Genomic DNA, 23,124 nt, shown 5'->3' with positions numbered 1-23,124 from the left:
TGCTCACAGCACGTCCTCTCGACGGCGCAGGATGCGGATGACGGGGAAGGCCAGGAGGGCGACGGCGACGAAGAGGATGAGGCTCATCGTGGTCGCCTGGGCGAACAGGCCCTGGCCGAAGGTGCGGAAGATGAAGATGTTGAGCAGCTCGGTCGTGCCGCCCGGGCCGCCCTCGGTGGTCGCCTGCACGATGTCGAAGCCGTTCATCGATCCGAGCAGCGCGGTCGCCACGTTGAAGGTCAGCGCCGGCGCGATCAGCGGGAAGCGGATGTCGCGGAACGTCTGCCACCACGAGGATCCGTCGAGGCGCGCGGCCTCGAGCACGTCGCCGCTGATCGTCTTGAGGCCCGCCAGGTAGATCAGCATCGAGAGGCCCATCCACTTCCACGAGTGGATGAGGGCGACGACGACGATCGTCCACGTGGTGTCGCCGAGCCACGCGGTCGAGACGGTCTGGCCGGTCACGAACGACAGGATGCCGTTGAGCGCGCCGTCGGGCTTCAGCAGCGCCTGGAACACGTAGCCGACGGCGAGCGCCGACATGATCACCGGGATGAAGAACATCACCCGGGCGAAGCGGTTGACCCGCGTGTCCTTCTCGAAGAGCAGCGCCAGGATCAGCCCGAACAGGTTCTGGAACACCGCGACGAGCACCGCGTAGACCAGTGTCACCCGCAGCGCCTGGATCAGCGTGCCGCTCTGGAACAGGTCGACGAAGTTCGAGATCCCGACGAAGCCGATGGCCGACTTGAAGCTCGACCAGTCGGTGAACGCGTAGACGAAGTTGAAGAGTGTCGGCACGAAGAAGAACACGACCAGCACGACGAGGGCCGGCACGAGGAAGACCAGCGGATGATCGGACCGGCGACCGCGGGGCGACCCGTCGGACTTCAGGGCGCGGGCGAGGACGCGGGGAGGCGCGGCTGCTCGGGTGGTGGACACGCGGTCACTGCCTTTCGATGGGGAGGAGTGCCGGGGCCCGTCGTGCGGACGGGCCCCGGCGTCGAGTGGCTAGAAGCCGGTGGCTCCCTGAGCCTTCGCGAGCTGCGCGAACTGGTCCTGCGTCGCCTGCGCGACCTCCTCCGGGGTCTTGGTGCCCTGGATCATGTCGGCGAGGTAGATGTACAGGTCCGGGTTGGCGATCGCCAGGGCCTGCATCGAGCCCACGGAGGTGCCGACCGACTCGCTGACCGAGACGAGCGCGGTGGGGACGGTGTCGGGCGTGGTGACCGAGGGCTCGAGCGAGATGGTGTTCTGCGCCTCGACGAAGTCGGCGTAGCCGTCGCCGAGCCAGTAGGAGAGGAGCTGGCGCGAGGCCGCCTCCTTCTTCTCGTCACCGGTCTTGAAGGCCACGAGAGCGTTCGACTGGTCGGGGATGAAGGTGCCGACGTTGCCCGAGGGCGAGATCGGGAAGAAGCCGATCGTGTCGTTCAGCGTCTCGGTGTCGGACAGCGACTGCAGCTGGCCGAAGAAGGAGTTGACCTGCACGACCATCGCCGCGTCACCGGCGAGGAGGGCGGCGCCCTGGTCCTCGAAGGTGGCGGTCTTGATGTCCTCGTTGAAGAGGCCCTCGTCGATCAGGCCCTTGTAGGAGTCGATCGCCCCCTGGATGGTCGGGTCGGTGAACTTCTCCTCGCCGGAGTTGACGCGGTCCCAGAGGCCGTCGGCCGCGGCGTCGGCGAGCTGCACCTGCACCCACCACTGGGTGGCCCAGCGGTCGGCGCCCATCTCGAAGAACGGGGTCTCGCCCGCGGTCTTGAGCTGGCGGGCGGTCTCGAGGAACGAGGCCCAGTCGGTGGGGAGCTCGGTGATGCCGTTCTCCTCGAAGACCTTCTTGTTGTAGTAGACGCCCTCGACCGCGGGGGTCGAGACCAGCGCCGCGTAGCGGGTGTCGTCGAGCGTGCCGGTGATGTCGGCGAGCGCGGGATCGAAGTCCTCGAGCCAGGGAGCGCCGTCGAGGCTCTGCAGGTTGGTGGTCGCGTTGAGCGCGGTGAGCTGCGAGGCGGTGGGCTGCCAGAACGCCAGGTCGGGCTTGTCGCCGGTGGCGACCTTGGTCTGCACGCCCTGCTCGTAGGGGTCCGGGATCGTCTCGATCTCGACGGAAGCGCCCGTGAGCTCCTCGAAGCCCTCGACGACCGACTCCGGGACGGTGTTCGAGTTCTGCGCGGCCCAGATGGTGAGCTCGGTGCCCTCGAGGTCGGCGTCCTGGGCGGGCCAGGAGGCGGGCGCGGCCGCGCCGCCGTCGGTGCCGCCGCCGGCCCCCGGGTCGCTGCAGCCGGCGAGGAGCAGGGCGGAGGCGGCCGTGAGGACGGCCGCACTGAGGAGTGACTTCTTCATCGAAATACTCGAGCTTTCTGTGTGTGGAGAGGGTATGCCGGGACGGGTGGACCCGGCAGGGGGGTCAGGTGGTGCGGAGGGACAGTCGGAAGGTTCGGGCGGAGGGACCGGAGCCGGTGGGCCGGACGGTGAGGCGGGCCGTGGACGCGTCCCAGTCGGCGCCCCAGGCCGGGAGCGCCACGGGGAAGACGACCGACACGTCGACGTCCTGCCCGAGCAGCTCCGGGAAGTGCAGCACGACGTCGTCCGTGCCGCTGCGGCGCCAGAGGGAGACGAGGTGCTCGTCCTCGGTGCGCAGCGCCAGGGCGACCGCGTCGTCGGTCCAGCCGGGCAGGCCGAGCGGCCAGCGGGGCACGGAGGAGGCGATCGCACCGCGGAGCGACTTGGCCGCGGTGACGGCCTCGTGCACCAGCGCGAGCTGCGGGTCGGACATCCGGTTGAGGTAGCCCGAGAGGTAGAACCGGCCGAGGAGGCCCGTGACCAGGCAGAACGCGATCTCCTCGTCGTCCATGTCGGCCTGCGGGTACGCCCAGCTGGCCGCCTGCTCCGGGAGGAGCATCATCGGCGCCGCGGCCGCGATCGGCGGGTAGAGGCGGAAGTCCTGCTGGTCGGAGGTCGACTGCATCTGCAGCCGCGACATCACGGCCCAGTCCTGGCGCATCGCCCCGGAGGAGCAGCTCTCGATCACCAGGGTCGGGTGCCGGTCGAGCAGGGCGTCGAGCCAGGCCAGGTAGGCGCGGTTGTGGCCGAGCAGTCCGTCGCCGACGGAGTCGGAGGCCGCGTCGGTGCCCGGGCCCGCGTCGATGTTGTAGTCGAACTTGAAGAAGCCGATGCCGAAGTCGGCGACGAGGCGGTCCACCGTCTCGTCGAGGTGGGCGACGGCGGCCGGGTGGCGGAGGTCGAGGTGGAAGCGCTCGTGCTCCTCGATGCGGATGCCGCAGCGCTGCAGGAACGCATCGTCGGGGAGGCGGTCGGCCATCGGGCTGTCGACGCCGATCACCTCCGGCTCGAGCCAGAGGCCCGGGACCAGGCCGTGCCCGTGGATCCGATCGACGACCTCGCCGAGACCGCCGGGGAAGCGCTTCGCGGACGGCTGCCAGGCCCCGACGCTACTCCACCAGCCGCCGGGCACGCCGCTCTCGTCGTACCAGCCGGCGTCGATGCAGAAGATCTCGGCACCCGCGGCGGCCGCGGCGTCGATCAGCGGCAGCAGCTTCTCGGTGGTCGGGTCGCCGTTGAGGGTGTTCATGTAGTCGTTGAAGACGACGGGCAGGGCGGTGTCGTCGGGGTGGGACCGGCGGGTCGCGCGACGGTGGTGCGTCAGCGCGGAGACCGCGGCGTCGGCCGTGGCTCCGAGCGCCACGGTCACCGGGACCGAGGTGAAGACGTCCCCCGCTTCGAGGGCGCGGATCCAGCCGTGATCGAGGTCGGTCGGACCCGAGAGGGCGAGCGTTCCGCCGTCGATGTCCTCGCCCACCTCCCAGCGCCACGCTCCGTTGTGCTCGATCTGCCAGAGCAGGGCGGCGTCGGGGGCGAGGAGGCCGCCGACCGGGAGGTGCGAGCCGGTGGACCAGCTGCCGGTGGACACGGCGCCGACCGCGCCGCGCGGGTCGTGGCCGGTGATGTCCTCGCGGAGCGTCACGAATCCGGAGTCGCGGGCGGGCGCGGTGCGCCAGCGCCCCTCCCCCAGCCAGTCGTTCTCTCCGCGCAGCAGCGACCAGCGGGTGAACGCGTCCTTGCCGTCGGCGCCGGACGGGGCCCCGACGTCGGCGCTCCAGGACGCGACCGAGCGCAGGACCTGGCGCGACAGCGCTCCGACCGCGACCTCGGACGTGACGGCCGGGACTCCGACGACCTGCCGCAGTACCGCCCGGGCGACGACGCCGAACGACGGAGCCTCGGCCTCGATCTCGAGGACGGCGACTCCGTCGACGAGGCTCTCGCGGTGCGAGACGTAGCGCATCGCCGCACCGATGCGGGTGTGGGTGAGGCGGGAGCTCGCGGGGTCGTGGCCGGCGGCGGCGGTGGTGATCTCGAAGAACGGGGCGACGTGCGTCGCCTCGAGCCGGACGCCGGGAGCGGCGACGGCGGACAGCGCGAGCGGAGCACCGGGCGGGCAGTCGAAGGTCAGTCGGAGCCCGTCGCGGGGCCCCCAGGTCAGCTGCTCGGGCACAGGGGCTCCTCGTCGTCGCGGAGTGGGAAGGGCGTGGTCCCGGAATCGGGACTGGACAGATACTGATACCGATTTCACGAAAGTGCAAGCCCGTGATGAAAGCGTTATCTGCACGCTCGGCCGGCCGGGCGATGGAGTCTGGTAGCGATTTCAGAAATGTCTGGAGATCAGCTCGTGATATCGATATCGTGCTGGCACCGACCCGTCTCGACCTCGCCTCGACAGCGAGTCCAGATCCCTTCTCAGCGTTGAGGAACCGATGCACACTCCCCACCCCTTCTCGAGGCGGATCACCGCCTCGATCGCCGCCCTGGTCGCACTGCCGGTGCTGGCCGCCTCGACACTCGTCGGCGGCGGTCCCGCGGCAGCGGTCGACACTCCTCCCACCCCCGCCGTCCTCTACACGTTCGACCAGAACCCCTCGGCGGCCACCATCGCCAACCAGGGATCCCTCGGCTCCGCCTTCGACGCCCGCGTCCGCAACGCGACGTCGCTGCCGCGCGGAACCGGTCCGGTCGCCGGGTCCGGCGCCTCCGGCCTCTTCCCCGGAGGGGCGCAGGGCTCGTCGACGACCGCCGCGCCCTACCTCGACATCCCCGCGGGACTCTTCGCGGACACGTCGGCGATGACCGTCTCGACCTGGATCAAGTGGGACGGCGCCAACGCCGGCCAGCTCCCGTGGTCTTACATCATCGGCAGCGACGCGCTCCCCCGCGACAACTGGGGGCTCTACCACGTGCCGAACGAGGGCGGGCAGTCGAAGGCCGCGGCCAACACCGGCACCGAGGTCAAGGCGGTGTCCTCCACGCCGCTGCCCACGAACACCTGGGCGCAGATCACCACGGTCGCCACGACAGACTCCGTCTCGTACTACATCAACGGCTCGCTCGTGCGGACGGAGGCGGTCTCGCTCGACTTCGCGAAGCTCGCCTCGCCGTCCAGCACCCGCTCGGGCCTCATCGGCCGCGTGCCGTGGGCTGGGCCCTACGCCGCGTTCTTCGGCGGCCAGTTCGACGACTTCGCGGTCTACCGCACCGCCCTCACGGCTGAGCAGGTCTCGAACGCCTACCTCGAGGACGCGGGCGCGATCGTGTCGGTCGAGCGTCAGAGCTTCAGCGTCTCCACCGCCGCGAAGGTCGCGCCGGCCCTCCCCGCGACCGTGAACGTCACGCGCGAGTCCGGGCCCGCCACCGCGGCGATCACCTGGGACGCCGTCCCCGCCTCGGCCTACGCCACCGCCGGTGCGACGTTCACCGTGAACGGCACCGTCGCCGGATGGTCGACCCCGTTCACCACGACCGTCACGGTCACGGCGCGGCCGACCGAGCCGATCGCCGTCGACTTCGGTCAGGACACGGGCGAGTTCCGCGGAGGAGCCTCCGGCACCCTCTACGGCCTCGGCGACGAGGGCTCGCCCACGCAGGCGCTCGTCAACGGCGCGGCGATGACCAACGTGTCGCAGAAGCCCCCGTTCGGCACGCAGCACCCGGGCGGCGACGCCTTCACCGTCGAGAAGACCTTCTTCGACAAGTACGGCGAGGACCTCTACCTCTACACCCAGGACTACTACCCCGACTGGCCCTACAACGGCGGGAAGCGCCCCGGTGACGACCGCAGCTACGTCCGCGACGCGAGCGGACGCCTGACCGACGTGTTCACTTCTGCTCCGAACGGCGTCTGGGACTACCTCGAGGTGCTCGAGATCGTCGTCGACGAGGTCGCCCGCGAGGCCGAGAACCCCGAGAAGTACGTCTTCATCCCGTTCAACGAGGTCGACCTGCAGTGGCTGAACTCGGACGACCTCTACAACCGCTACATGCACGTCGGCAACCAGCCGAACAGCTTCACCCCCGGTGGGGCGACCGACTGGAAGGCGGCGTGGGACGTCATCACCGCCACCTACGCGAAGCACGGTCTCGCACGTCCGCAGATCGCGGGCCCCGGAGACGCCGCCTGGCGTGGTGAGGGCAACATCAAGACGTTCCTGAACATGGCCCGCGCGACGAACACGGTGCCCGACATCTACGTCTGGCACGAGCTCCGCGGCTACCAGTGGCTCCCCGACCGCGCGTCGGACTTCCGCCGCTACGCCGCCGAGGTGGGCATCGCCGCCGCCGACATCCCCTCGATCAACATCACCGAGTGGGGCGCCAGCACCGACATGAGCTCGCCCGCCAACCTCCTGCGCTGGTTCGCCGGCTTCGAGGCGGCCAAGATCGACGCCCAGACGGCCTACTGGACCGCCTCCGGCACGCTCTCGGACAACCAGGCCAAGGTCAACGCCGCGAACGGCGGCTGGTGGCTCTTCAAGTGGTACGGCGACATGACCGGATCGCGCACGGCTGCGGTCACCACGAACCGCGAGAAGGCGATCGCCGCGATCGACCGGGACGCCGACCGCGCCCAGGTCATCGTCGCGGGCATCCCCGACGGCCGTGACGGCGCGCTGACGCTGAACGGCCTCGACAGCGCGACCTTCGGCCCCTCCGTCGACGTCGAGGTCCGCGAGGCCGTCGTCAGCGGCACCGACGGCATCGCGGGGACTCCCCGGGTCGTCCTCGCCGACGACGCCGTGTCCGTCGTGAACGGTCGCGTCGAGCTCCGGATCCCCTCCGCGAACTCGTCGAGCGCCTACCAGGTCGTCGTCACTCCCGCCGCGACCCGCGACGTGGAGGCGGCCGCCGCCGCCCAGGGCGAGCGCCACGTGATCGAGGCCGAGGCCACGCGCCTCACCGCCGCGGCCACCCGCACGCCCGACGGCTACCGCGCCTCCGGCGACCGCGACGTCTCCGGCTTCGCCGCCGTGGGCTCGCGCGCCGACTGGACCGTCTCGGTGGCGCAGGCCGGCCTCTACCGCCTGCAGATCCTCGGGGCTACGCCCGGCAGGGCCGCGCAGCACGCGGTCTTCGTCGACGGCGCGTTCTCGACGCTCGCCCAGTACGGAGCGAACGCGATCAAGCCGAGCAACGTCCGCACCGTCGCCCGCGGCAGTGCCGAGGTGTACGTCGCCCTCAGCGCCGGCACCCACACCGTCGGAGTGCGCACCAGCAAGGACGGGACGACCCTCCTGCCCGGCGCCGGTGCCGACGGCGGAGTGACGCTCGACCGCTTCGAGCTCGTCCGGGTCGGCGACACGGCGAACACCGAGTCCGTCGAGTACCCGGCGACCGCGTTCCGCCTGATCGACGGTGCGACGCTCTCGGGCGGACGCCTCTCGCTCGAGACCGGCGAGCGCGCCGACCTCTACCCGTCGACGTTCGAGTCCGGCTACTACGACCTCGCCGTGGCGTGGGAGGGTGCCGCCGGCACCTCGCTGACGGTCGACGTCAACGGCCGCCGCGCGGGGACCTTCGCGCCGGGCACGACGACGGTCCGCGTCCACCTGCCCGAGGGCATCAGCGAGGTCGAGCTGGCGAGCACCGGCAGCGTCCGCGTCGGGTCGGTCACGACCACCCGTGCGGTCGCGGGTGACGCCTCCATCGTCCGCGTGCAGGCCGAGGACCTCGCCACCGTCGACCTCGGCGGCACGGCCGCGGTCGCCGGCTTCGGCGGAGCCCTCACCAACGGATCCGGGACCGGATACGTGACGGGGCTCGGCATCACCGACGCGAACCCGGCGAACGAGGGCACGCTCACGGTGCCCCGTCTCCCGGGCTTCGACAAGGCCGGCGCCTACGACGCCGTCGTGCACTACTCGAACGACGACATCGAGGGGACGCACGACTACAACCCGCAGGTCGTCGACCTCGGGCTGCAGGCCGAGGAGGCCGGCACCACGGGCCTCGTGGGCCGCACCACCTTCCGCTACACCTACTCCTCCAGCAACTTCTGGGAGGCGGTCCTGCCGCTGGACCTCGCGACCGACTCCGGTCCGGTGACCTTCGGCAACACCCGCTCGACGCTGTTCATCGACGAGGGCCCGACGACCAGCACGAGCGACGACCGGGTCCTGCCCGGCTACGCGGTCGCGCCGGACGTCGACTGGATCGACTTCGCTCCGTTCGTCCTGCCGGCGCAGGAGACGAAGCTGAACGTCGCCAGCACGGCCGCCGTGCGCTGCATCTCGGGCAAGGCGGTCGTGACGGTCACCTCGGTCAACCGCGACGCGGTGCCGGTCGACGTGACGATGACCCGGGGGACGACCGTGAAGTCGTTCGCGTCGGTCGTGCCCGGCAAGGCGGCGACCCACGCCTTCAGCACCCGCCTGGCGGTGCTGCCGGCCGGCGACGTGTCGGTGGCGGTGAGCCGGTCCGGCGGCGGAGCGGGAGCGCACACGCAGACGGTGGCGCACCCCGCGCTGACCTGCCGGTGAGGCGCGGGCGGTGAGCGGCGGACCTGGTCCGACGTGATCCGGCCCTGACGACGAGGACCTCCCGAGTCGAGCTGCTGCTCGGCCCGGGAGGTCCTCGTCGTCTGGGCGGGTCTCGACCGTCGCGAATAAGGCCGAGGAGGGCGATCGGGCCTGTTCCCAGAGGATCGCGCCGCTCAGCCTTCGTTCTGCAGGCCGACCGCGCGCGACCGGGGTCAGTCGCGGTCGCGGGCCCGCTCGCCGCGCTCGCTCCGGCGCTTCGTCGCCAGGTGCAGCAGGGCGCCGATGCCCAGCAGGGCGGCGCCGTAGGCCCAGACGATCGGGTCCTGCTGCGTGAGCAGGAGGACGCAGGACGCGACTCCGAGGACCGGGATCGCCGTCCAGACGCGGAAGTGGTCGTGCTCGACGCGGTCGCGGCGCAGCACCAGGACCGCGACGTTGGTGCTGATGAAGACGAGCAGGAGGAGGAGCACGACGGTCTCGGCGAGCGTCGCCAGATCCCCGACGAGCGTCAGGAGGCACGCCGCCACGGTGGTGACGACGATCGCGACCCAGGGCGTGCGGCGCTTCGGCAGGACCTTGCTCAGCACGGCGGGCAGCAGCCGCTCCTCGGCCATGCCGTAAGTGACGCGGCTGGCCATGATCATGGTCAGCAGGGCGCCGTTGGCGACTGCGATCAGCGCGATGAGGCTGAAGAGCCAGGCCGGGACGCCGACTCCGGAGGCGGTGACGACGTCGAGCAGCGGCGCGGAGGATCCGCTCAGCTCGTCGGCGGGCAGCGCGATCGAGCTGGCGAGGCCGACGAGGACGTAGACGGCACCGGCGGCGAGCAGCGATCCGAAGAGGGCGCGCGGGTAGACGCGGCTGGGGTCGCGGACCTCCTCGGCGACGTTCGCCGAGGTCTCGAAGCCGACGAAGGAGTAGTAGGCGATGATCGCGCCGCCGAGCACCGCGAGGGCGGGCCCCTGCTCGCCGCCGATCTCGACCGTGCGCGAGAGGTCGCCGCCCCCGCCTGCGACGAGCAGCGCGACGCAGGCGATCACGATGAGGAGGCCGCTGACCTCGATCACGGTCATCACCGTGTTGCTGAGGAGCGACTCCGCCACGCCTCGCGCGTTCAGGCACGCCACCAGGATCAGGAACACGATCGCGGCGGGCACGGTGGGCACGTCGAGGAAGGTGCCGAGGTAGTCGCCGGCGAACGCGAGCGACAGACCGGCCGCGCTCGTCACTCCGGCCGCGAGCATCGCGAACCCGACGAGGAACGAGACGATCGGACGGCGGAACGCGCGCTGGGCGAAGACCGCGGCGCCGCCCGCCTTCGGGTACTTGGTGACAAGTTCGGCGTAGGAGCCGGCCGTCAGGAGTGAGAGGCCCAGCGCGAGCAGCAGCGGCATCCAGACGGCGCCGCCGACCTCGTTCGCGAGGGTGCCCATGAGGGCGTAGATGCCGGCGCCGAGCACGTCGCCGAGGATGAAGAAGAAGAGGAGCGGGCCGGTGATGCGGCGCTTCAGCTTCTGTCCGTCGGTGGTCGTCGTGGTGGGCTCACTCGTGGTCGCCATGTCGTCCTCCCGTCACGTGCGCTCCGGGATCGGGCGGCACGACGGGCCAGGCTAGGCCGGGCGCAGCGGGGGCGGACAGAGACTTGACCGGGTGGGACGCGGCACGATAAGGGACGGATGTCGGGTTCGGCGCGCTCTGGCGTCAGTCGTGCACGACGTGGCCGCCGCCGCGCTGGCGGGCCATCGCGGCGCCCTCGCGCTCGGCCTCGTCCCGGTCGGAGTGGTGGGTCAGCGGGACGCGGGCGTCGGCGATGCGGTTGTGCCAGCCGTCGTCGTCGGCGTAGGTCTCGATGGGGGCGATGCGGGTGGTGCTGGACTGCACGGGGCTCCTGTCGTGTCGGGTCCTCCAGACAATCGTGCGGGCCGGAGGGGCGGGAGGGGCTTGACCGGTGGGGCGGCTGCGGCGACCCTGGCGGCCCGCGACTCCGCGGAAGTCGTCGTACTCGGCGCTCGAGTACGACGACTCTTGGCGAGTGGAGCGCGTCGGAGGCGGGGCGCGGCTTGCAGGAACGCGTTCGGCTCGCAGGATCCGGGGAGTCCTGCGAGCCGAAACGATGTGACGAGCCGGAGGTGCGGAGCCGGCCCCCGATCCGGCTAGGAGATCTTCGCGCGCAGAGCCGCGGCGGCCTCGCCGACGTCCGGCGCACCGTAGATGGCGCCGCCCGCGACGGCGACCACGGCGCCCGCGGACTGCACCGACTCGATCGTGGCGGTGCTCACTCCGCCCGCCACCGAGAACGGCACGCCCGAGGACTCGCCGTCGCGCAGCAGCGTGTCGAAGGTGAAGCCGTCCTCGGCCTGCTCGTCCAGGCCCGCGTGCATCTCGACGAACTCGGCGCCGAGCGCGACGACCTCGCGGGCGCGGGCGGCCTTGTCCGGCACGCCGATGAGGTCGACGACCACGCCCTTGCCGTGCTTCTTCCCGGCGGCGATCGCGCCCGCGATCGTGCTGTCGCCGGCGACTCCGAGGACCGTCACGAGGTCGGCTCCGGCCGTGAAGGCCATGTCGGCCTCGAGCTCGCCGGCGTCCATGGTCTTGAGGTCGGCGAAGACGATCTTGTCGGGGTGGGCGTCCTTGATCGCGGTGATGGCCGAGAGGCCCACGCTCTTGATGAGCGGGGTGCCGAGCTCGAGGATGTCGACGTGCGGAGCCGCGGCGGCGGCGAGCTCGAGGGCGGCCTCGGTGCTGAGGGTGTCCATGGCGAACTGGAGCTTCACGGGGTTCTTCTTTCTCTAGGGAGTGCGGGGAGTGCGGGGGTCATTCGAGGTTCGCGTGGCGCGGCCAGAGCTCGTCGGCGCTCTCGCCGCGGCGCTTCCACAGCGCGTGGAACAGGGCGTCGCCGGTGAGCACGACGACCTGCTCGAAGAGCCCGCCCGAGTACTGCGCGGAGGCGGTCCCGGAGCGGTCGAGCTTCTCGGCCGCCGGCACGATCACGACCGCGGAGGCGAGCTCGGCCAGCGGCGATCCGGAGGCCGTCGTGATCGCGGCGACTCGAGCACCGGCGTCCACGGCCGACTGCGCCGCGCGGACGATGCCGCCCGTGGTGCCGGAGCCGCTCGCCGTGAGCAGCACGTCGCCCTCGCGGATCGCAGGAGTGGTGACGTCGCCGACCACGTGCACGACGAGACCGAGGTGCATGAGGCGCATGGCGGTCATCCGCAGGGCGAGGCCGGAGCGGCCGGCGCCGTGCACGAAGACGCGGTCGGCGTCGGCGAGCAGCGCGGCGACGGGCTCGAGCCGGTCGTCCTCGGTGAGGGACGTGGCCGCCGCGGTCACTTCGGCCACGATCACGGCCAGCGCCGTCGCGGGGTCTGCGGTGGGGTCCTCGATGTCGGGCATGAGTCCAGCCTGCTCTCGCCGGTCGCCGGAGTCGGCCCCCTGATGGAGCAGGCACGCCTACCCGATCAGGTAGGCGGGCCTCGGAGGAGGTAGGACGGGTAGGTTCGACGGATGGACTCCTTCCCCGCCTCCCGCGCGCTGCTGCTCGAGCACGCCCGCACCGTCGCCGAGCAGGCCGACCGGCACGCGGTCGCACTGGAGTCGGTGCTCGCCGCCCTGCGCGCCGAGCGCCTGGACGATCGGGCGGCCCGCGCCGTCGCCATCGACATCGCCGCGAACGCCCTCGTCGAGCTGCGCACCGCGACGGACGAGCAGCGCAGCGCCATGCTCGAGCCCGTCGTGGGCGCCTTCGCGCGCCTCCGGAGCGACCTGCGCCCGCTCGTGCGCTTCGGCGACCTGGACGTGCAGTTCGTCGAGCCGCCGACCACCGGTCGCGCCCTGCCCGGCGAGGTCGCCCACGCGGCCCGCGCCATCGTCAGGAGCGCGGTGCTGGCCTTCGTCGAGTCGGAGCAGACGCGGCGCGTGCGGATCCAGTGGGACTGCGACGGGCTCAACCTGCTGATCGAGATCCGCGACGACGGCCGCGGCGAGCTGACCGCCCGCGACGAGGCCCTGCGCCCGATCGCCGAGCGCGTCCGCGGCCTCGACGGCGACCTCGCGATCACGTCGACCGCCGGCTGGGGCTCGACCCTGTCGATCCGCCTGCCCCTGGACCCGCCCGCTCAGCCCGACGGCCTCGACCTCGCCGAGCTGAGCGCCCGCGAGCGCGAGGTGCTGCACCTGATCACGCTCGGCGCCTCGAACCAGCGCATCGCCGACGACCTCGGCATCAGCGGCAACACGGCGAAGTTCCACGTCTCGAACCTGCTGCGCAAGGCGGGGGCGCGGAACCGCGCGGAGCTGGCGGCGCTGGCGCGGTGACTCCGGGCGACTCCGCTCGACTCCGCTCTTCCGCCGGTGGCAGCGTGAACATAGGCTGGGGGCCGGTCCTCGTGCGACCTCGCCCCGACGAAGCCGTCGGGCACAGGCGGATCACAGGAACGACCCAGGGCCCTCATCGACTCCGACCGTAGTCTCGCCCGCACGACGCCTTCGAACCCGGAGTGCGACGGACACCACGACGCCAAGGACGACGCCGATGAACCGCACGAAGATGATCACCGCCCTCGCGGCCGGACTCCTGCTCACCACGGGTGTGGCCGCCCAGCCCGCCGCCGCGTCGGAGTCGTCGAACACCTCCGAGGACCGCGGCGTCGACAACCCCGACACCCTGCTCATCAACGGGCGCGCCTACACGCTCGACTGAACTCGAGTCGGCTGCAGAACGTCAGCTGAGCGAGGGGCGTCTCGCCTGTCAGGCGTTAGACCCCCTCCGCGACTGAGGTTGCGTCGGCGCATCCGGCGTCGGACACCTTCACAGCTCCGGCCCCGCCCCCTCGGGCTGCTCGATCAGCGAGGCGGGGGGGCGCCCGCCGATCACCCCACCCGGCGCCCGTCGACCAGCCGCACCACCACACTCCCCACCCCGAGATCCGACGCGTCGTGCGTCGCCTCCACCACCGTCGCCCCGCGCGCCAGCTCGAGCGACACCGCCCGGCGGATGAGGCGCTGGGCCTGCGCATCCACCCCCGACGTCGGCTCGTCGAGCAGCAGCAGATCCGCGCGTCGCGCGAGCCCCTGCGCGACCAGCGCACGCTGGCGCTGACCGCCCGAGAGGCGTGACAGCGGCCGTCGAGCGAGATCGCCGATGTCGAGCGCCTCGAGGCACTCGTCCACGATCGCGCGGTCGGCCCGCCCCAGCGGCAGCCCGAGCGGCCGGCCCGCCCAGCGCCCCATCGACACCACGTCGCGCACCGTCACGGGCAGTCGGTCCGGCACGGCGCTGCGCTGCACGACGACGCCGATCGACACTCCGGGCGCCCGGTCGACAGTGCCCGCGACGAGCGGATGCACGCCCGCGAGCACCGAGAGCAGCGTCGACTTCCCCGATCCGTTCGGCCCGACCAGCAGGGTGTGCGAGCCCCGGTCGAGCGTCACGTCGACGCCCCGCAGCGCGGGGACTCCGTCGTGCGCGGCGTCGACCGAGCGCAGGCGGACGACGGGGGCGAGGAGCGCGGCGGAGGAGGTCACGGCTTGATCATAACGATAATCGTTTTCATATAGGGTCGTGCCCCGTGCCCTTCCTCCTCGATCCGTTCACCTCCGGCTTCCTGTTGCGCGCCCTGCTGGGCGGCGTGCTCGTCGCCGTGCTGTGCGGCGTCGTCGGGACCTGGGTCGTGCTGCGCGGCATGGCGTTCCTCGGCGAGGCGATGGCGCACGGACTGCTCCCCGGGGTCGCGATCGCGGCCCTCCTCGGCCTGCCGCCGGTGCTCGGCGCGGCCGTCAGCGCCGGCGTGATGACCGCGGGAGTCGGCCTCGTCGCCCGCCGCCCCCGCTCCTCCCCCGACGTCACGATCGGCCTGTTCTACGTCGGGATGCTCGCGCTGGGCGTGATCATCGTGTCGCGCTCGCGCTCCTTCGCCACCGACCTCACCGCGATCCTGTTCGGCGACGTCCTCGCGATCGGCGAGGGGGATCTGCTGCTGCTGGCGGTCGCACTGGCCGTCGTCCTGGTGCTCGTCGTCGTGTTCCACCGCCCGTTCGTGGCTCTCGCGTTCGACGAGCGCGTCGCCGCGACGCTGGGCCTGCGCCCCCGACTGGCGCACGTCGTGCTGGTCGGGCTGGTCACCCTCGTGGTCGTCGCGTCGTACCAAGCCGTGGGGAGCCTCCTCGTGGTCGGCCTGCTGCTCGCGCCCGCCGCCGCCGCCGGGCACTGGACCCGCGGGATCCCCGCGACCATGGCGCTGGCCGCCGTCCTCGGCGCGGTCGCCGTCGTGATCGGGCTGCTCGTGTCCTGGTACGCCGCGACGGCCGCCGGTGCGAGCATCGCCGCGGCGTCCGTCGGGCTCGTCGTGGTCTCGGCGGCGCTGCGCGCGGGAGTCGCCCGCCTGGCCGCGCGATCGGGAGCGGCGCTGGCCGCGGTCCCGGCCGCCGCCGCCGCTCCGGTCGCCGCGGCTGCCGGCTTCGACTCCGACCCCGCCGCCACTGCCGCGTGCGACTCCAGCTCCGCCGCCGCCTCCGTTCCGCTCGCCGCCGCTGCCGTCTCCGGTTCCGACTCCGAGTTCAACTCCGCCACCTCCTCCGCCGCCGACACGAAAGAGCCGTCCCACCCGTGACTCCCCGTTCCACCCCGCTGCTCCTCACCGCCTCGGGCGCGCTGCTCGCCCTCGCCGCCTGCTCGAGCTCCCCCGCCGCCTCCGACGCCACGGGTTCCGACGCCACGAGTTCCGGCGCCGCAGACTCCGACGGCCACGGCTACATCCAGGGCGCCGCCGAGATGCAGGAGCCGCAGCTGCGCCTCGTCACCCTGTCCGGCGCCGTGCTCAGCGCCTTCGACCCCGCCACGGAGGAGTCGGTCGAGCTCGCCGAGTTCGACGGGGACGTCACCCGGCTCGAGACCGACGGCCGCTACGCCTTCGCCTCCTCGGCCGACGGCGTGCTCCGCATCGTCGACGGCGGGGCGTGGACGGTGCCGCACGGCGACCACTCCCACTACTACCTCGCCGAGCCGCGCGTCGTGGGCGAGATCGACGGCGGTGCCGGAGAGGCGCGCGTCGCCTCCTCCGCCACCCTGACCGCGGCCTGGTTCGGCGACTCCGGAACGGGCGTCGTGCTCGACGCCGACGCGCTCGCCTCGGGCGGGATCGAGGAGCGCGGGCGGATCGAGGGCGTGCCGCACGACGGCGCGCTGCTCCCGCTGGGCGACGTGCTCGTGGGCTCCGTCGCGGAGGAGGGCGACGAGCGCGCCTCCTCCGTCGCGGTCTTCTCGGCCGACGGCGAGGCGACCGGCGACAGTGCGGAGTGCCTCGAGCTGCGCGGCTCCGCGATCACCCGGGTCGGCGCGGTCTTCGGCTGCGCCGACGGCGCGGTGCTGGCCGTCGCGGGCGACGACGGAGTCGTGTTCGAGCGCATCCCGTACCCGGAGGGGACCGCCGCGGCCGACGTCGCCGGCGCGTTCTCGTCGCGCCCGGGCCGCCCCTCCGTGGCCGCCGTGGCCGGCGAGCGCGGAGCGTGGCTGCTCGACACCCGCGCCCGCACCTGGACCCTGATCCCCACCGCCGAGCCGCTGCTCGCGACGAGCGCCGTCTCGGACACCGACGACACCGTGGTCGGCCTCGACCGCAGCGGCCGCGTCGTCGCCCTGACTCCGGAGGGGGGCGCCGCCGCCACGGACCCGCTGCTCGCCGCCGACCTGGTCGACGGACGCCTGCCCGCCGGAGTCTCGCTCGAGGTGGACGTGTCGCGCGCCTACGTGAACTCGCCCGCGACCGGGCTCGTGCACGAGATCGACTACGACGACTCCGCCCGCCTCGCCCGCAGCTTCGCCCTCGACGCCCGCCTCCTCGTGGAGACCGGACGATGAGGCGCCTCGCCCGTGCGCTCGCCGCCTCCACCGCCCTCTCGCTCGGCGCTCTGACCGCGGGATGCTCCGGCCCCGCCTCCGCCGACGGGCCGCTCGTCGTCGTCACCACGAACATCCTCGGCGACGTCGTCGAGCGCCTCGTCGGCGACCAGGCCGAGGTGATGACGCTGATGGCGCCCGACGCCGACCCGCACTCCTTCGAGATCTCGGCCAGGGAGGCGGCGCGCCTGCTCGACGCCGACCTGATCGTCTCGAACGGGCTGGGCCTGGAGGAGGGACTGCAGCAGCACGTCGACGCGGCCGCCGCCGAGGGGGTCGAGGTGGTCGCCGCGGGCGACCTGATCGAGACGCTCGCGTACACCGAGGGCGACGCGGAGGGCGAGGTCGACCCGCACTTCTGGACCGACCCGCAGCGGATGATCGACGTCGTCGACGGCCTCGAGCCGCGCCTCGCGATCGACGGAGTGGATCCCTCCACCCTCGCCACGAGCGTCGCCGCGTACCGGGGCGAGCTCGAGGCGCTGGACGCCGAGATGACGGCGTCGTTCGCCGCGATCCCGGAGGAGCGCCGCGCGCTCGTCACGAACCACCACGTCTTCGGCTACCTCGCCGACCGCTTCGGCTTCCGCGCGGTCGGCGCGGTGCTGCCGAGCGGGACGACGCTCGCGGCGCCCAGCGCCTCCGACCTCGAGGAGCTGACCTCGGCGATCGAGGAGGCCGGAGTGCCGACGATCTTCGCCGACTCGTCGCAGCCCGACCGCCTCGTGCAGGTGCTCGCCGACGAGGCCGACCTCGACGTCGACGTCGTCGCGCTGTTCACCGAATCCCTGACCGCCCCCGACGGAGGCGCTCCCACCTACCTCGAGATGATGCGCAGCAACGAGCGCCTCCTCTCCACCGGACTGTCTCCCTGACACTCCGTCCACGCGCCGGGAACGGCTCGACCACGAAGGAAGCCATGAACACCCCTCACCGCCGCGCGCTCGCCGCCGCCGCACTCGCCGCCACCGCGGCTCTCGCCCTCACCGCCTGCTCGGGCTCCGGGAACGCCGCGTCGCCCACCTCCTCCGCGGCCCCCTCGGGACCGCGCGTCGCCCTCACCTACGACGGCGGACTGCTCGTGCTCGACGGCACGACGCTGGACCTCGAGTCCGACATCGAGCTCGCGGGCTTCAACCGGGTCAACTCCGCGGGCGACGGGCGCACGGTGCTCGTGTCGACGGAGGAGGGCTTCCGGGTCCTCGACACGGGCGCCGGAGCCGGCGAGCCCGAGCTGACCGACCTCGTCTTCGACGCACCGACCCCGGGCCACGTGGTCCGCCACGGCGGGAAGACGATCCTGTTCGCCGACGGCACCGGAGCGACCACCGTCTTCGACACCGCCGACCTCGCCCCGGCCGTGGCCGACGGCGAGCTGCCCGAGTCCGAGACGATCGAGTCCCCCGCCGCGCACCACGGCGTCTCGATCGAGCTCGAGGACGGCACCCTGCTGACCACGATCGGCGACAGCGAGTCGCGCACCGGAGTCCGCGCCCTCGACTCCTCCCGCGAGGAGATCGGCCGCAGCGAGGACTGCCCCGCCGTGCACGGCGAGGGCGCGGCCGCCGACGAGATCGCGGTCTTCGGCTGCAGCAACGGCGTGCTCGTCTACGACGACGGCGCCTTCACGAAGATCGCGGCTCCGGACGCCTACGGCCGCACCGGGAACCAGTACGTGAGCGAGACCTCGGCGATCACGATCGGCGACTACAACAGCGACCCGGACGCGGAGGGCGTCGAGCTCTCCTCCGTGGTGCTGACCGACACCGTCGCCACGACCTCCACCGTGCTCGACCTGCCCGAGGGCGTCGGCTACACCTGGCGCGGCATCGCCCGCACGAGCGACGACAACGGCCTGATCCTGGGCACCGACGGCGCGCTGCACGCCCTCGACGTGACCACCGGAGAGATCACCGCGTCGTACCCGGTCGTCGCCCCGTGGTCCGGCCCGATCGAGTGGCAGGACGCGCACCCCGCGCTGGTCGTGCTGGGCGACGTCGCGTACGTGACCGAGCCCGCCACCTCCGAGATCCACGCGGTCGACACCGCGACGGGCGAGATCCTCGAGACCACGTCCCTCCCGGGCGCCCCGATCGAGATCGCGGCCGTCGAGGGCTGATCGCCCTCCCTCGCTGATCGAGTAGCCCGCGCAGCGGGCGTCTCGAGATCCGCCAGCTCCAGGACATCGCGGGTCTCGATACGCGCCGGCGGCGCTGCTCGACCAGCAGGGGCGTCAGGCCGGCTCCGCCACGCGCTCGGCGGCGGCGCGCGGGCGGGCCGCTCCGGTGAGCAGCGACACCGCCGCGACCAGCACGAGGACCACGATCATCGCGCCGCGCAGGCCGAAGTGCTCGCCGAGGAATCCGAGCAGCGGGGGCCCGACCAGGAACGCCACGTACCCGGCGGTCGCCACCGCCGCGACGGTCGCGGTCGGGTCGTCGCTGTCGGCGGCCGAGGAGAGCGTGACGGGGAACCCGAGCGCCGCGCCCAGCCCCCACAGCGCGACCGCGACTCCGGCCATCGCCGCGCTGTCCGCGAACACCACGACCGCGATCCCGGCGGCCGACACCAGCGCGCTCGCCCGCAGCACGGCCACGTTGCCGAACCGGGCGAGCAGCGGACCGCCGACGAAGCGCCCGACGGTCATCGCCGCCGCGAATCCGGCGAACACGATCGTGCCGACCGTGGCGGTCGCTCCGTAGCCGTCCACCATCAGCAGCGGCAGCCAGTCCATGGCCGAGCCCTCGGCCAGCGCCAGGGCGAGCACGATCGCCCCGAGCGCGAGCACGCGCGGCTGCCGCCAGACCGGTCCGCCCGTCCGCACCGCGGCGGGCTCCCCGGGCGCTCCCGGCACGATCTTGCCCGTGTCGGTCGGCACCGACCGGATGACCGTGACGAGCAGCGCCGCGCTGAGCGCCGCCACCGCCAGCAGCTGCCAGAGCACGGGGAAGTCGATCGCGGTCAGCCCGATGCCGGCCACCGCGCCGAGGACGGTGCCGAGGCTGAAGCAGCCGTGCAGCGCGGGAAGGACCGAACGGCCCGAGACCGCTTCGAGCGCCGCTCCCTCGAGGTTCAGCGCGATCTCGGACACGCCGATGCCGAGGCCCACGAGCGCGAGGCCGACGAAGACGCCCGGAGCCGACGAGAGGTCCGCCGCGAGACCGACGAGCGCGACTCCGCTCGTGAACGAGACGCCGCCGATCGTCACCGTGAACCGCACTCCCCGGCGCCGCACGATTGCCGCGGAGGAGAGGACGCCGGTCATCGAGCCGACCGAGAGCCCGAGCAGCACGAGTCCCATCTGCGCGGTCGAGGCGCTGAGCAGGTCGCGCACGGCGGGCGTGCGGACCACCCACGACGCCATCCCGATGCCGAAGACGAGCATGAAGGCGAAGATCGCGAGGCGGCGGCGGGCGACGGAGGGGGGCATGGTTACGACCGTAGGTGCACGACAGCTGTCGGCGGAACCGGCGCGGGCCGCCGGTCGTCGCGTGGACCTCTCCGCGTCCGAGGCGATGGAGGAGGCTCGACGGAGCGGTCATCGCGGATTCACCTGCAGAACGAAGGCTGGTCACGCCGATCCGAGCGATCCCGCCTCGTTCGAGCCCCTCAGCCTTCGTTCTGAGGGCGATCGGAGCCGCATCCGCCCACATGAACACCCCCTGTCCAGATTCCGTCGCCCGCCGCTCCGGGCGCCGGCGGCGTGCGACGCTGGAGGGTCCCCCTCCGCTCCCTCCCCCGCTTGGACTCCGTTGACCGACGTCAAGACCCCCGTGTTCCCCTGGATCGGCCTGCTCACGCTGGCCGGCGCGATCTTCGTCTCGGTGACGAGCGAGTTCCTGCCGACCGGGCTCATCCCCGACATGTCGCGCGACCTCGGCGTGAGCATCCCGCTGACCGGCCAGCTGGTCACGATCTTCGCGGCGACCGTCGTGGTGGCGACCACTCCGCTGACCCTCGTCACGCAGCGCTTCTCGCGGAAGAGCCTCGTGCTCGTCGCGCTCGGCACGATCGCCGTCGCGAACGTCCTCGCCGCCCTCGCGCCGACCTTCGAGCTGCTGGTCGGCGCCCGGATCCTCGGCGGACTCGCCCACGGCCTGTTCTGGGCGGTCGTCGCCGCCTACTCCGCGCACCTCGTCGCTCCCGAGCACCTCGGCCGGGCGACCGCGATCACGGCAGGAGGCGGCTCCGCGGCGTTCGTGCTCGGCGTGCCGGTGGGCACGGCACTCGGTCACGCGTTCGGCTGGCGGCCGACCTTCGCGATCCTCGGCGGCATCGTCCTGATCCTCGCGCTCGTCGTCATCCGCTACCTCCCCGCGGTCGAGCACATCGTCCCGGTGCGCACCGGCGAGATCCGCCTCCCCGCGCGCAAGGACCGGTCGCTGCCCCGGATCCTCGGCGTCTGCCTCGTGATCCTGCTGGTGCTGATCGGCCAGAACACGCTCTCGACCTACATCACGCCGTGGTTGGAGGAGGCGCAGTTCGCGCCCGACACGATCCCGCTCGTGCTGTTCGCCTTCGGCGGTGCGGGAGCCGTGGGCCTCGTGCTCGCGGGCTTCGCGACCGACCGGTTCCCCCGCTCCGGATTCGTGGTGGCCGCCCTCGCGGTCCTCGCGGCTCTCGCGGGGCTGTCGTTCGCGGCGGGCTCCGGAGTGCCGGCGCTCGTGGTCGTCGCGGCGGTCGTCTGGAACATCGCGTTCGGAGGCATCCCCGCGATGCTGCAGACGCGGATGCTGCGGACCGCCTCCTTCCAGCTGCGCAGCCTCGCGGCCGCCCTGCAGACGACGGCGTTCAACATCGGCATCGGCGGCGGAGCGATCGTGGGCGGCCTGGTCATCGACGGCAGCGGCCTCGGCGCGCTGCCCTGGTTCGCCCTCGGCATCGTGGCCCTCGGGCTCGTGGTGAGCCTGCTGGTGGAGTGGCGCGCGGGCCGGGCGGCGGCTCCGGTGCAGGGTCGGGCGGAGCGGGTGAGGAGCGACGCGACGCGCTGAGACCGCACAAGCGGCCGTTCCGGTGCCAGCGCGACCGTCAGAATCGAGTCGGTCGTCGACCGTCGATCGTGTCCCCGCGCGCGGCCACGATCCCGGGGAGGCGGGAATGGCTGCGGATCCATTCGGCCAGGTCGGGGTCGACGTACAGCGCGAGCTCGCACATGTAGCGATGGTCGACCATCAGGTCGCGCGCGTGGACGGGCTCGTGATGCGCCGCCCGGTTGCGCAGCAGCCGGAGACGCTCCATGCGCCCATGCAGCTCCCCGCGCCGACCCGTGAACATCGGGAACGCGAACCGGAGCGCCGGCTCCCACAGCGAGCGGTGGTAGCGGTTCACCAGCATTCCCTCCCAGAAGGACGCCTTGACCTCGGCGACGACATGACCGGGAGACCAGTTCCCGGCACCCCGTCGGCGTTCGAGGAAGCGGATGGCGTCGCGGATCTGGTCGGCCTCGTTCGCCCGCAGCGGCGCGGAGTCCCACCAGGACTCCTGAGACCAGTGCGCGCTGAGTTCGCGGTGCATCGAGTTCCGGACACCCACTTCGAGCGCGCCGCTCGCACCGAGGATCGCGGCACCGGCTTCGATGTTCCAGCAGTAGAGCCGGATCGCAGCGGCGGCGTCCCCGCCGGTCGAGGCGAGGTACGGCGTCAGTCGGCCGGTGCCGATGAGCTCGGCGAGACGGGTCGATTCGGCGGGGTCGAAGAGGTTCACAGTGGTCCCGGAGGTGGATCGGAGGACGAGGTCCTGGTACCGTCGGTCGGGTAAGCCCCAGACGGGACGCTCCGGCGTCGGCGCGCTGGGGCAATCATCGTTAACGGGGTGCTCTCTCGACAGCCGATGTCGTCTCGTCGGCGCGGATCACCGCAGGCGGACCCTCGGCATCGACTCGAGGAGGATCTCGCAGGTCCCCCTGGCGAGGGAGGGCGGGCGGAGCACGCGCGGGTAGCGTCGAAGACATGGCCGCGCCGACTCCTCCGCTGCACCTGCCCTACCCGGGAGCGCCCGCCGGGGAGGCGATCACCCGCTTCTTCCGCAAGTACGCGACGTTCAGCGGGCGCGCGAGCCGCGCGGAGTACTGGTGGATCATCCTCGCCACCCTGATCGTGAACCTCCTGCTGCGGTGGGCCGACGGGTCGCTGTCGCGCTACACGTTCACGACGTCGCCCTTCTCGACGGGGACGGACTTCGCGACGCCGTGGGTCACCGGGCTGTCGATCCTGATCGCCCTGGTGACGCTGATCCCCGGACTCGCGCTGATCTGGCGGCGCCTGCACGACGTGGGTCGCAGCGGCACGTGGTTCCTGATCATCCTGATCCCGATCGCGGGCTGGGTGGTGCTGATGATCTGGTTCCTGATGCCCGGCCGCGTTGAGGGCGAGCGGTTCGACACGCCGCCGGTGGAGTAGCTGC

19 protein-coding genes are annotated in these 23,124 nt (G+C 72.4%); 9 read left to right on the top strand and 10 right to left on the bottom strand.

The window, feature by feature from the left end; translation table 11 throughout:
- Positions 1–3: 3 nt before the first annotated feature.
- The 3 genes from ASF48_RS01855 to ASF48_RS01845 all read right to left on the bottom strand — a co-directional run bounded on the left by ASF48_RS01855 (position 4) and on the right by ASF48_RS01845 (position 4,510).
- The gene (locus tag ASF48_RS01855; protein ID WP_235577166.1) at positions 4–942 is read right to left on the bottom strand and encodes a carbohydrate ABC transporter permease; all 939 of its coding nucleotides are present in this window, start codon (positions 940–942) and stop codon (positions 4–6) included.
- 69 nt (positions 943–1,011) lie between these two features.
- Positions 1,012–2,337 (bottom strand): ABC transporter substrate-binding protein, encoded by a 1,326-nt coding sequence (locus tag ASF48_RS01850; protein ID WP_055785530.1) that lies wholly within the window; start codon positions 2,335–2,337, stop codon positions 1,012–1,014.
- A 64-nt stretch (positions 2,338–2,401) separates the two neighbouring features.
- Positions 2,402–4,510 (bottom strand): glycoside hydrolase family 36 protein, encoded by a 2,109-nt coding sequence (locus tag ASF48_RS01845; protein ID WP_055785527.1) that lies wholly within the window; start codon positions 4,508–4,510, stop codon positions 2,402–2,404.
- Between the two features lie 259 nt (positions 4,511–4,769).
- Here ASF48_RS01845 and ASF48_RS01840 point away from each other — a divergent pair, with 259 nt between their 5' ends.
- Positions 4,770–8,822: a LamG-like jellyroll fold domain-containing protein gene (locus tag ASF48_RS01840; protein ID WP_055785524.1), complete on the top strand. Its 4,053-nt coding sequence runs from the start codon at positions 4,770–4,772 to the stop codon at positions 8,820–8,822.
- Positions 8,823–9,034: 212 nt separating this feature from the next.
- Here ASF48_RS01840 and ASF48_RS01835 read toward each other — a convergent pair whose 3' ends face one another.
- The 4 genes from ASF48_RS01835 to hxlB all read right to left on the bottom strand — a co-directional run bounded on the left by ASF48_RS01835 (position 9,035) and on the right by hxlB (position 12,221).
- Positions 9,035–10,381, bottom strand: coding sequence for an APC family permease (locus tag ASF48_RS01835; RefSeq protein ID WP_055785521.1), 1,347 nt, complete (start codon positions 10,379–10,381; stop codon positions 9,035–9,037).
- Positions 10,382–10,523: 142 nt separating this feature from the next.
- On the bottom strand, positions 10,524–10,703 hold the full coding sequence (locus ASF48_RS01830) for a DUF2188 domain-containing protein (protein WP_055785518.1): 180 nt from the start codon (positions 10,701–10,703) through the stop codon (positions 10,524–10,526).
- 272 nt (positions 10,704–10,975) lie between these two features.
- On the bottom strand, positions 10,976–11,599 hold the full coding sequence (hxlA, locus tag ASF48_RS01825) for a 3-hexulose-6-phosphate synthase (RefSeq protein ID WP_055785514.1): 624 nt from the start codon (positions 11,597–11,599) through the stop codon (positions 10,976–10,978).
- Between the two features lie 40 nt (positions 11,600–11,639).
- Positions 11,640–12,221, bottom strand: coding sequence for a 6-phospho-3-hexuloisomerase (hxlB, locus tag ASF48_RS01820; RefSeq protein WP_055785511.1), 582 nt, complete (start codon positions 12,219–12,221; stop codon positions 11,640–11,642).
- 111 nt (positions 12,222–12,332) lie between these two features.
- On the opposite strand from hxlB, the gene ASF48_RS01815 reads away from it, so the two are divergent.
- Together ASF48_RS01815 and ASF48_RS19205 are read left to right on the top strand one after the other, a co-directional pair.
- Positions 12,333–13,142: a LuxR C-terminal-related transcriptional regulator gene (locus ASF48_RS01815; RefSeq protein WP_055785496.1), complete on the top strand. Its 810-nt coding sequence runs from the start codon at positions 12,333–12,335 to the stop codon at positions 13,140–13,142.
- A 217-nt stretch (positions 13,143–13,359) separates the two neighbouring features.
- Positions 13,360–13,527 carry a hypothetical protein gene (locus ASF48_RS19205; RefSeq protein ID WP_157602134.1) on the top strand — a complete coding sequence of 56 codons (168 nt, stop codon included), beginning with the start codon at positions 13,360–13,362 and terminating at the stop codon, positions 13,525–13,527.
- 170 nt (positions 13,528–13,697) lie between these two features.
- Here ASF48_RS19205 and aztA read toward each other — a convergent pair whose 3' ends face one another.
- The gene (gene aztA, locus ASF48_RS01810; protein WP_230672528.1) at positions 13,698–14,351 is read right to left on the bottom strand and encodes a zinc ABC transporter ATP-binding protein AztA; all 654 of its coding nucleotides are present in this window, start codon (positions 14,349–14,351) and stop codon (positions 13,698–13,700) included.
- A gap of 44 nt (positions 14,352–14,395) precedes the next feature.
- On the opposite strand from aztA, the gene aztB reads away from it, so the two are divergent.
- Genes aztB through aztD form a run of 4 tightly spaced genes read left to right on the top strand, consistent with a single transcriptional unit; the run spans position 14,396 to position 18,841 of the window.
- Complete coding sequence (aztB, locus tag ASF48_RS01805; protein ID WP_082480918.1) at positions 14,396–15,436, top strand: zinc ABC transporter permease AztB; 1,041 nt, start codon at positions 14,396–14,398, stop codon at positions 15,434–15,436.
- Positions 15,433–16,683, top strand: a complete 1,251-nt coding sequence (locus ASF48_RS01800) for a hypothetical protein (RefSeq protein WP_055785493.1) — start codon at positions 15,433–15,435, stop codon at positions 16,681–16,683. The genes aztB and ASF48_RS01800 overlap by 4 nt, the downstream gene beginning before the upstream one ends.
- Positions 16,680–17,597, top strand: coding sequence for a zinc ABC transporter substrate-binding protein AztC (gene aztC / locus ASF48_RS01795; RefSeq protein ID WP_055785485.1), 918 nt, complete (start codon positions 16,680–16,682; stop codon positions 17,595–17,597). The genes ASF48_RS01800 and aztC overlap by 4 nt, the downstream gene beginning before the upstream one ends.
- A gap of 44 nt (positions 17,598–17,641) precedes the next feature.
- Positions 17,642–18,841 carry a zinc metallochaperone AztD gene (aztD, locus tag ASF48_RS01790; protein ID WP_055785482.1) on the top strand — a complete coding sequence of 400 codons (1,200 nt, stop codon included), beginning with the start codon at positions 17,642–17,644 and terminating at the stop codon, positions 18,839–18,841.
- Positions 18,842–18,955: 114 nt separating this feature from the next.
- On the opposite strand, the gene ASF48_RS01785 is transcribed toward aztD, so the two are convergent.
- Positions 18,956–20,152, bottom strand: a complete 1,197-nt coding sequence (locus tag ASF48_RS01785; protein ID WP_055785480.1) for an MFS transporter — start codon at positions 20,150–20,152, stop codon at positions 18,956–18,958.
- 322 nt (positions 20,153–20,474) lie between these two features.
- Here ASF48_RS01785 and ASF48_RS01780 point away from each other — a divergent pair, with 322 nt between their 5' ends.
- Positions 20,475–21,713: an MFS transporter gene (locus ASF48_RS01780; protein WP_055785477.1), complete on the top strand. Its 1,239-nt coding sequence runs from the start codon at positions 20,475–20,477 to the stop codon at positions 21,711–21,713.
- Positions 21,714–21,750: 37 nt separating this feature from the next.
- Here the strand turns inward: ASF48_RS01780 and ASF48_RS01775 are convergent, their stop codons facing one another.
- On the bottom strand, positions 21,751–22,425 hold the full coding sequence (locus ASF48_RS01775) for a hypothetical protein (RefSeq protein WP_055785474.1): 675 nt from the start codon (positions 22,423–22,425) through the stop codon (positions 21,751–21,753).
- Between the two features lie 245 nt (positions 22,426–22,670).
- Between ASF48_RS01775 and ASF48_RS01770 the strand changes: the two genes are divergently transcribed.
- Positions 22,671–23,120 (top strand): DUF805 domain-containing protein, encoded by a 450-nt coding sequence (locus ASF48_RS01770; RefSeq protein WP_055785470.1) that lies wholly within the window; start codon positions 22,671–22,673, stop codon positions 23,118–23,120.
- The last annotated feature ends 4 nt before the right edge of the window (positions 23,121–23,124 follow it).

Source organism: Rathayibacter sp. Leaf299, from assembly GCF_001423055.1.
GTDB classification, from domain to species: Bacteria; Actinomycetota; Actinomycetes; order Actinomycetales; family Microbacteriaceae; genus Rathayibacter; species Rathayibacter caricis.
This window is presented reverse-complemented; position numbering and strand designations above follow the sequence as displayed.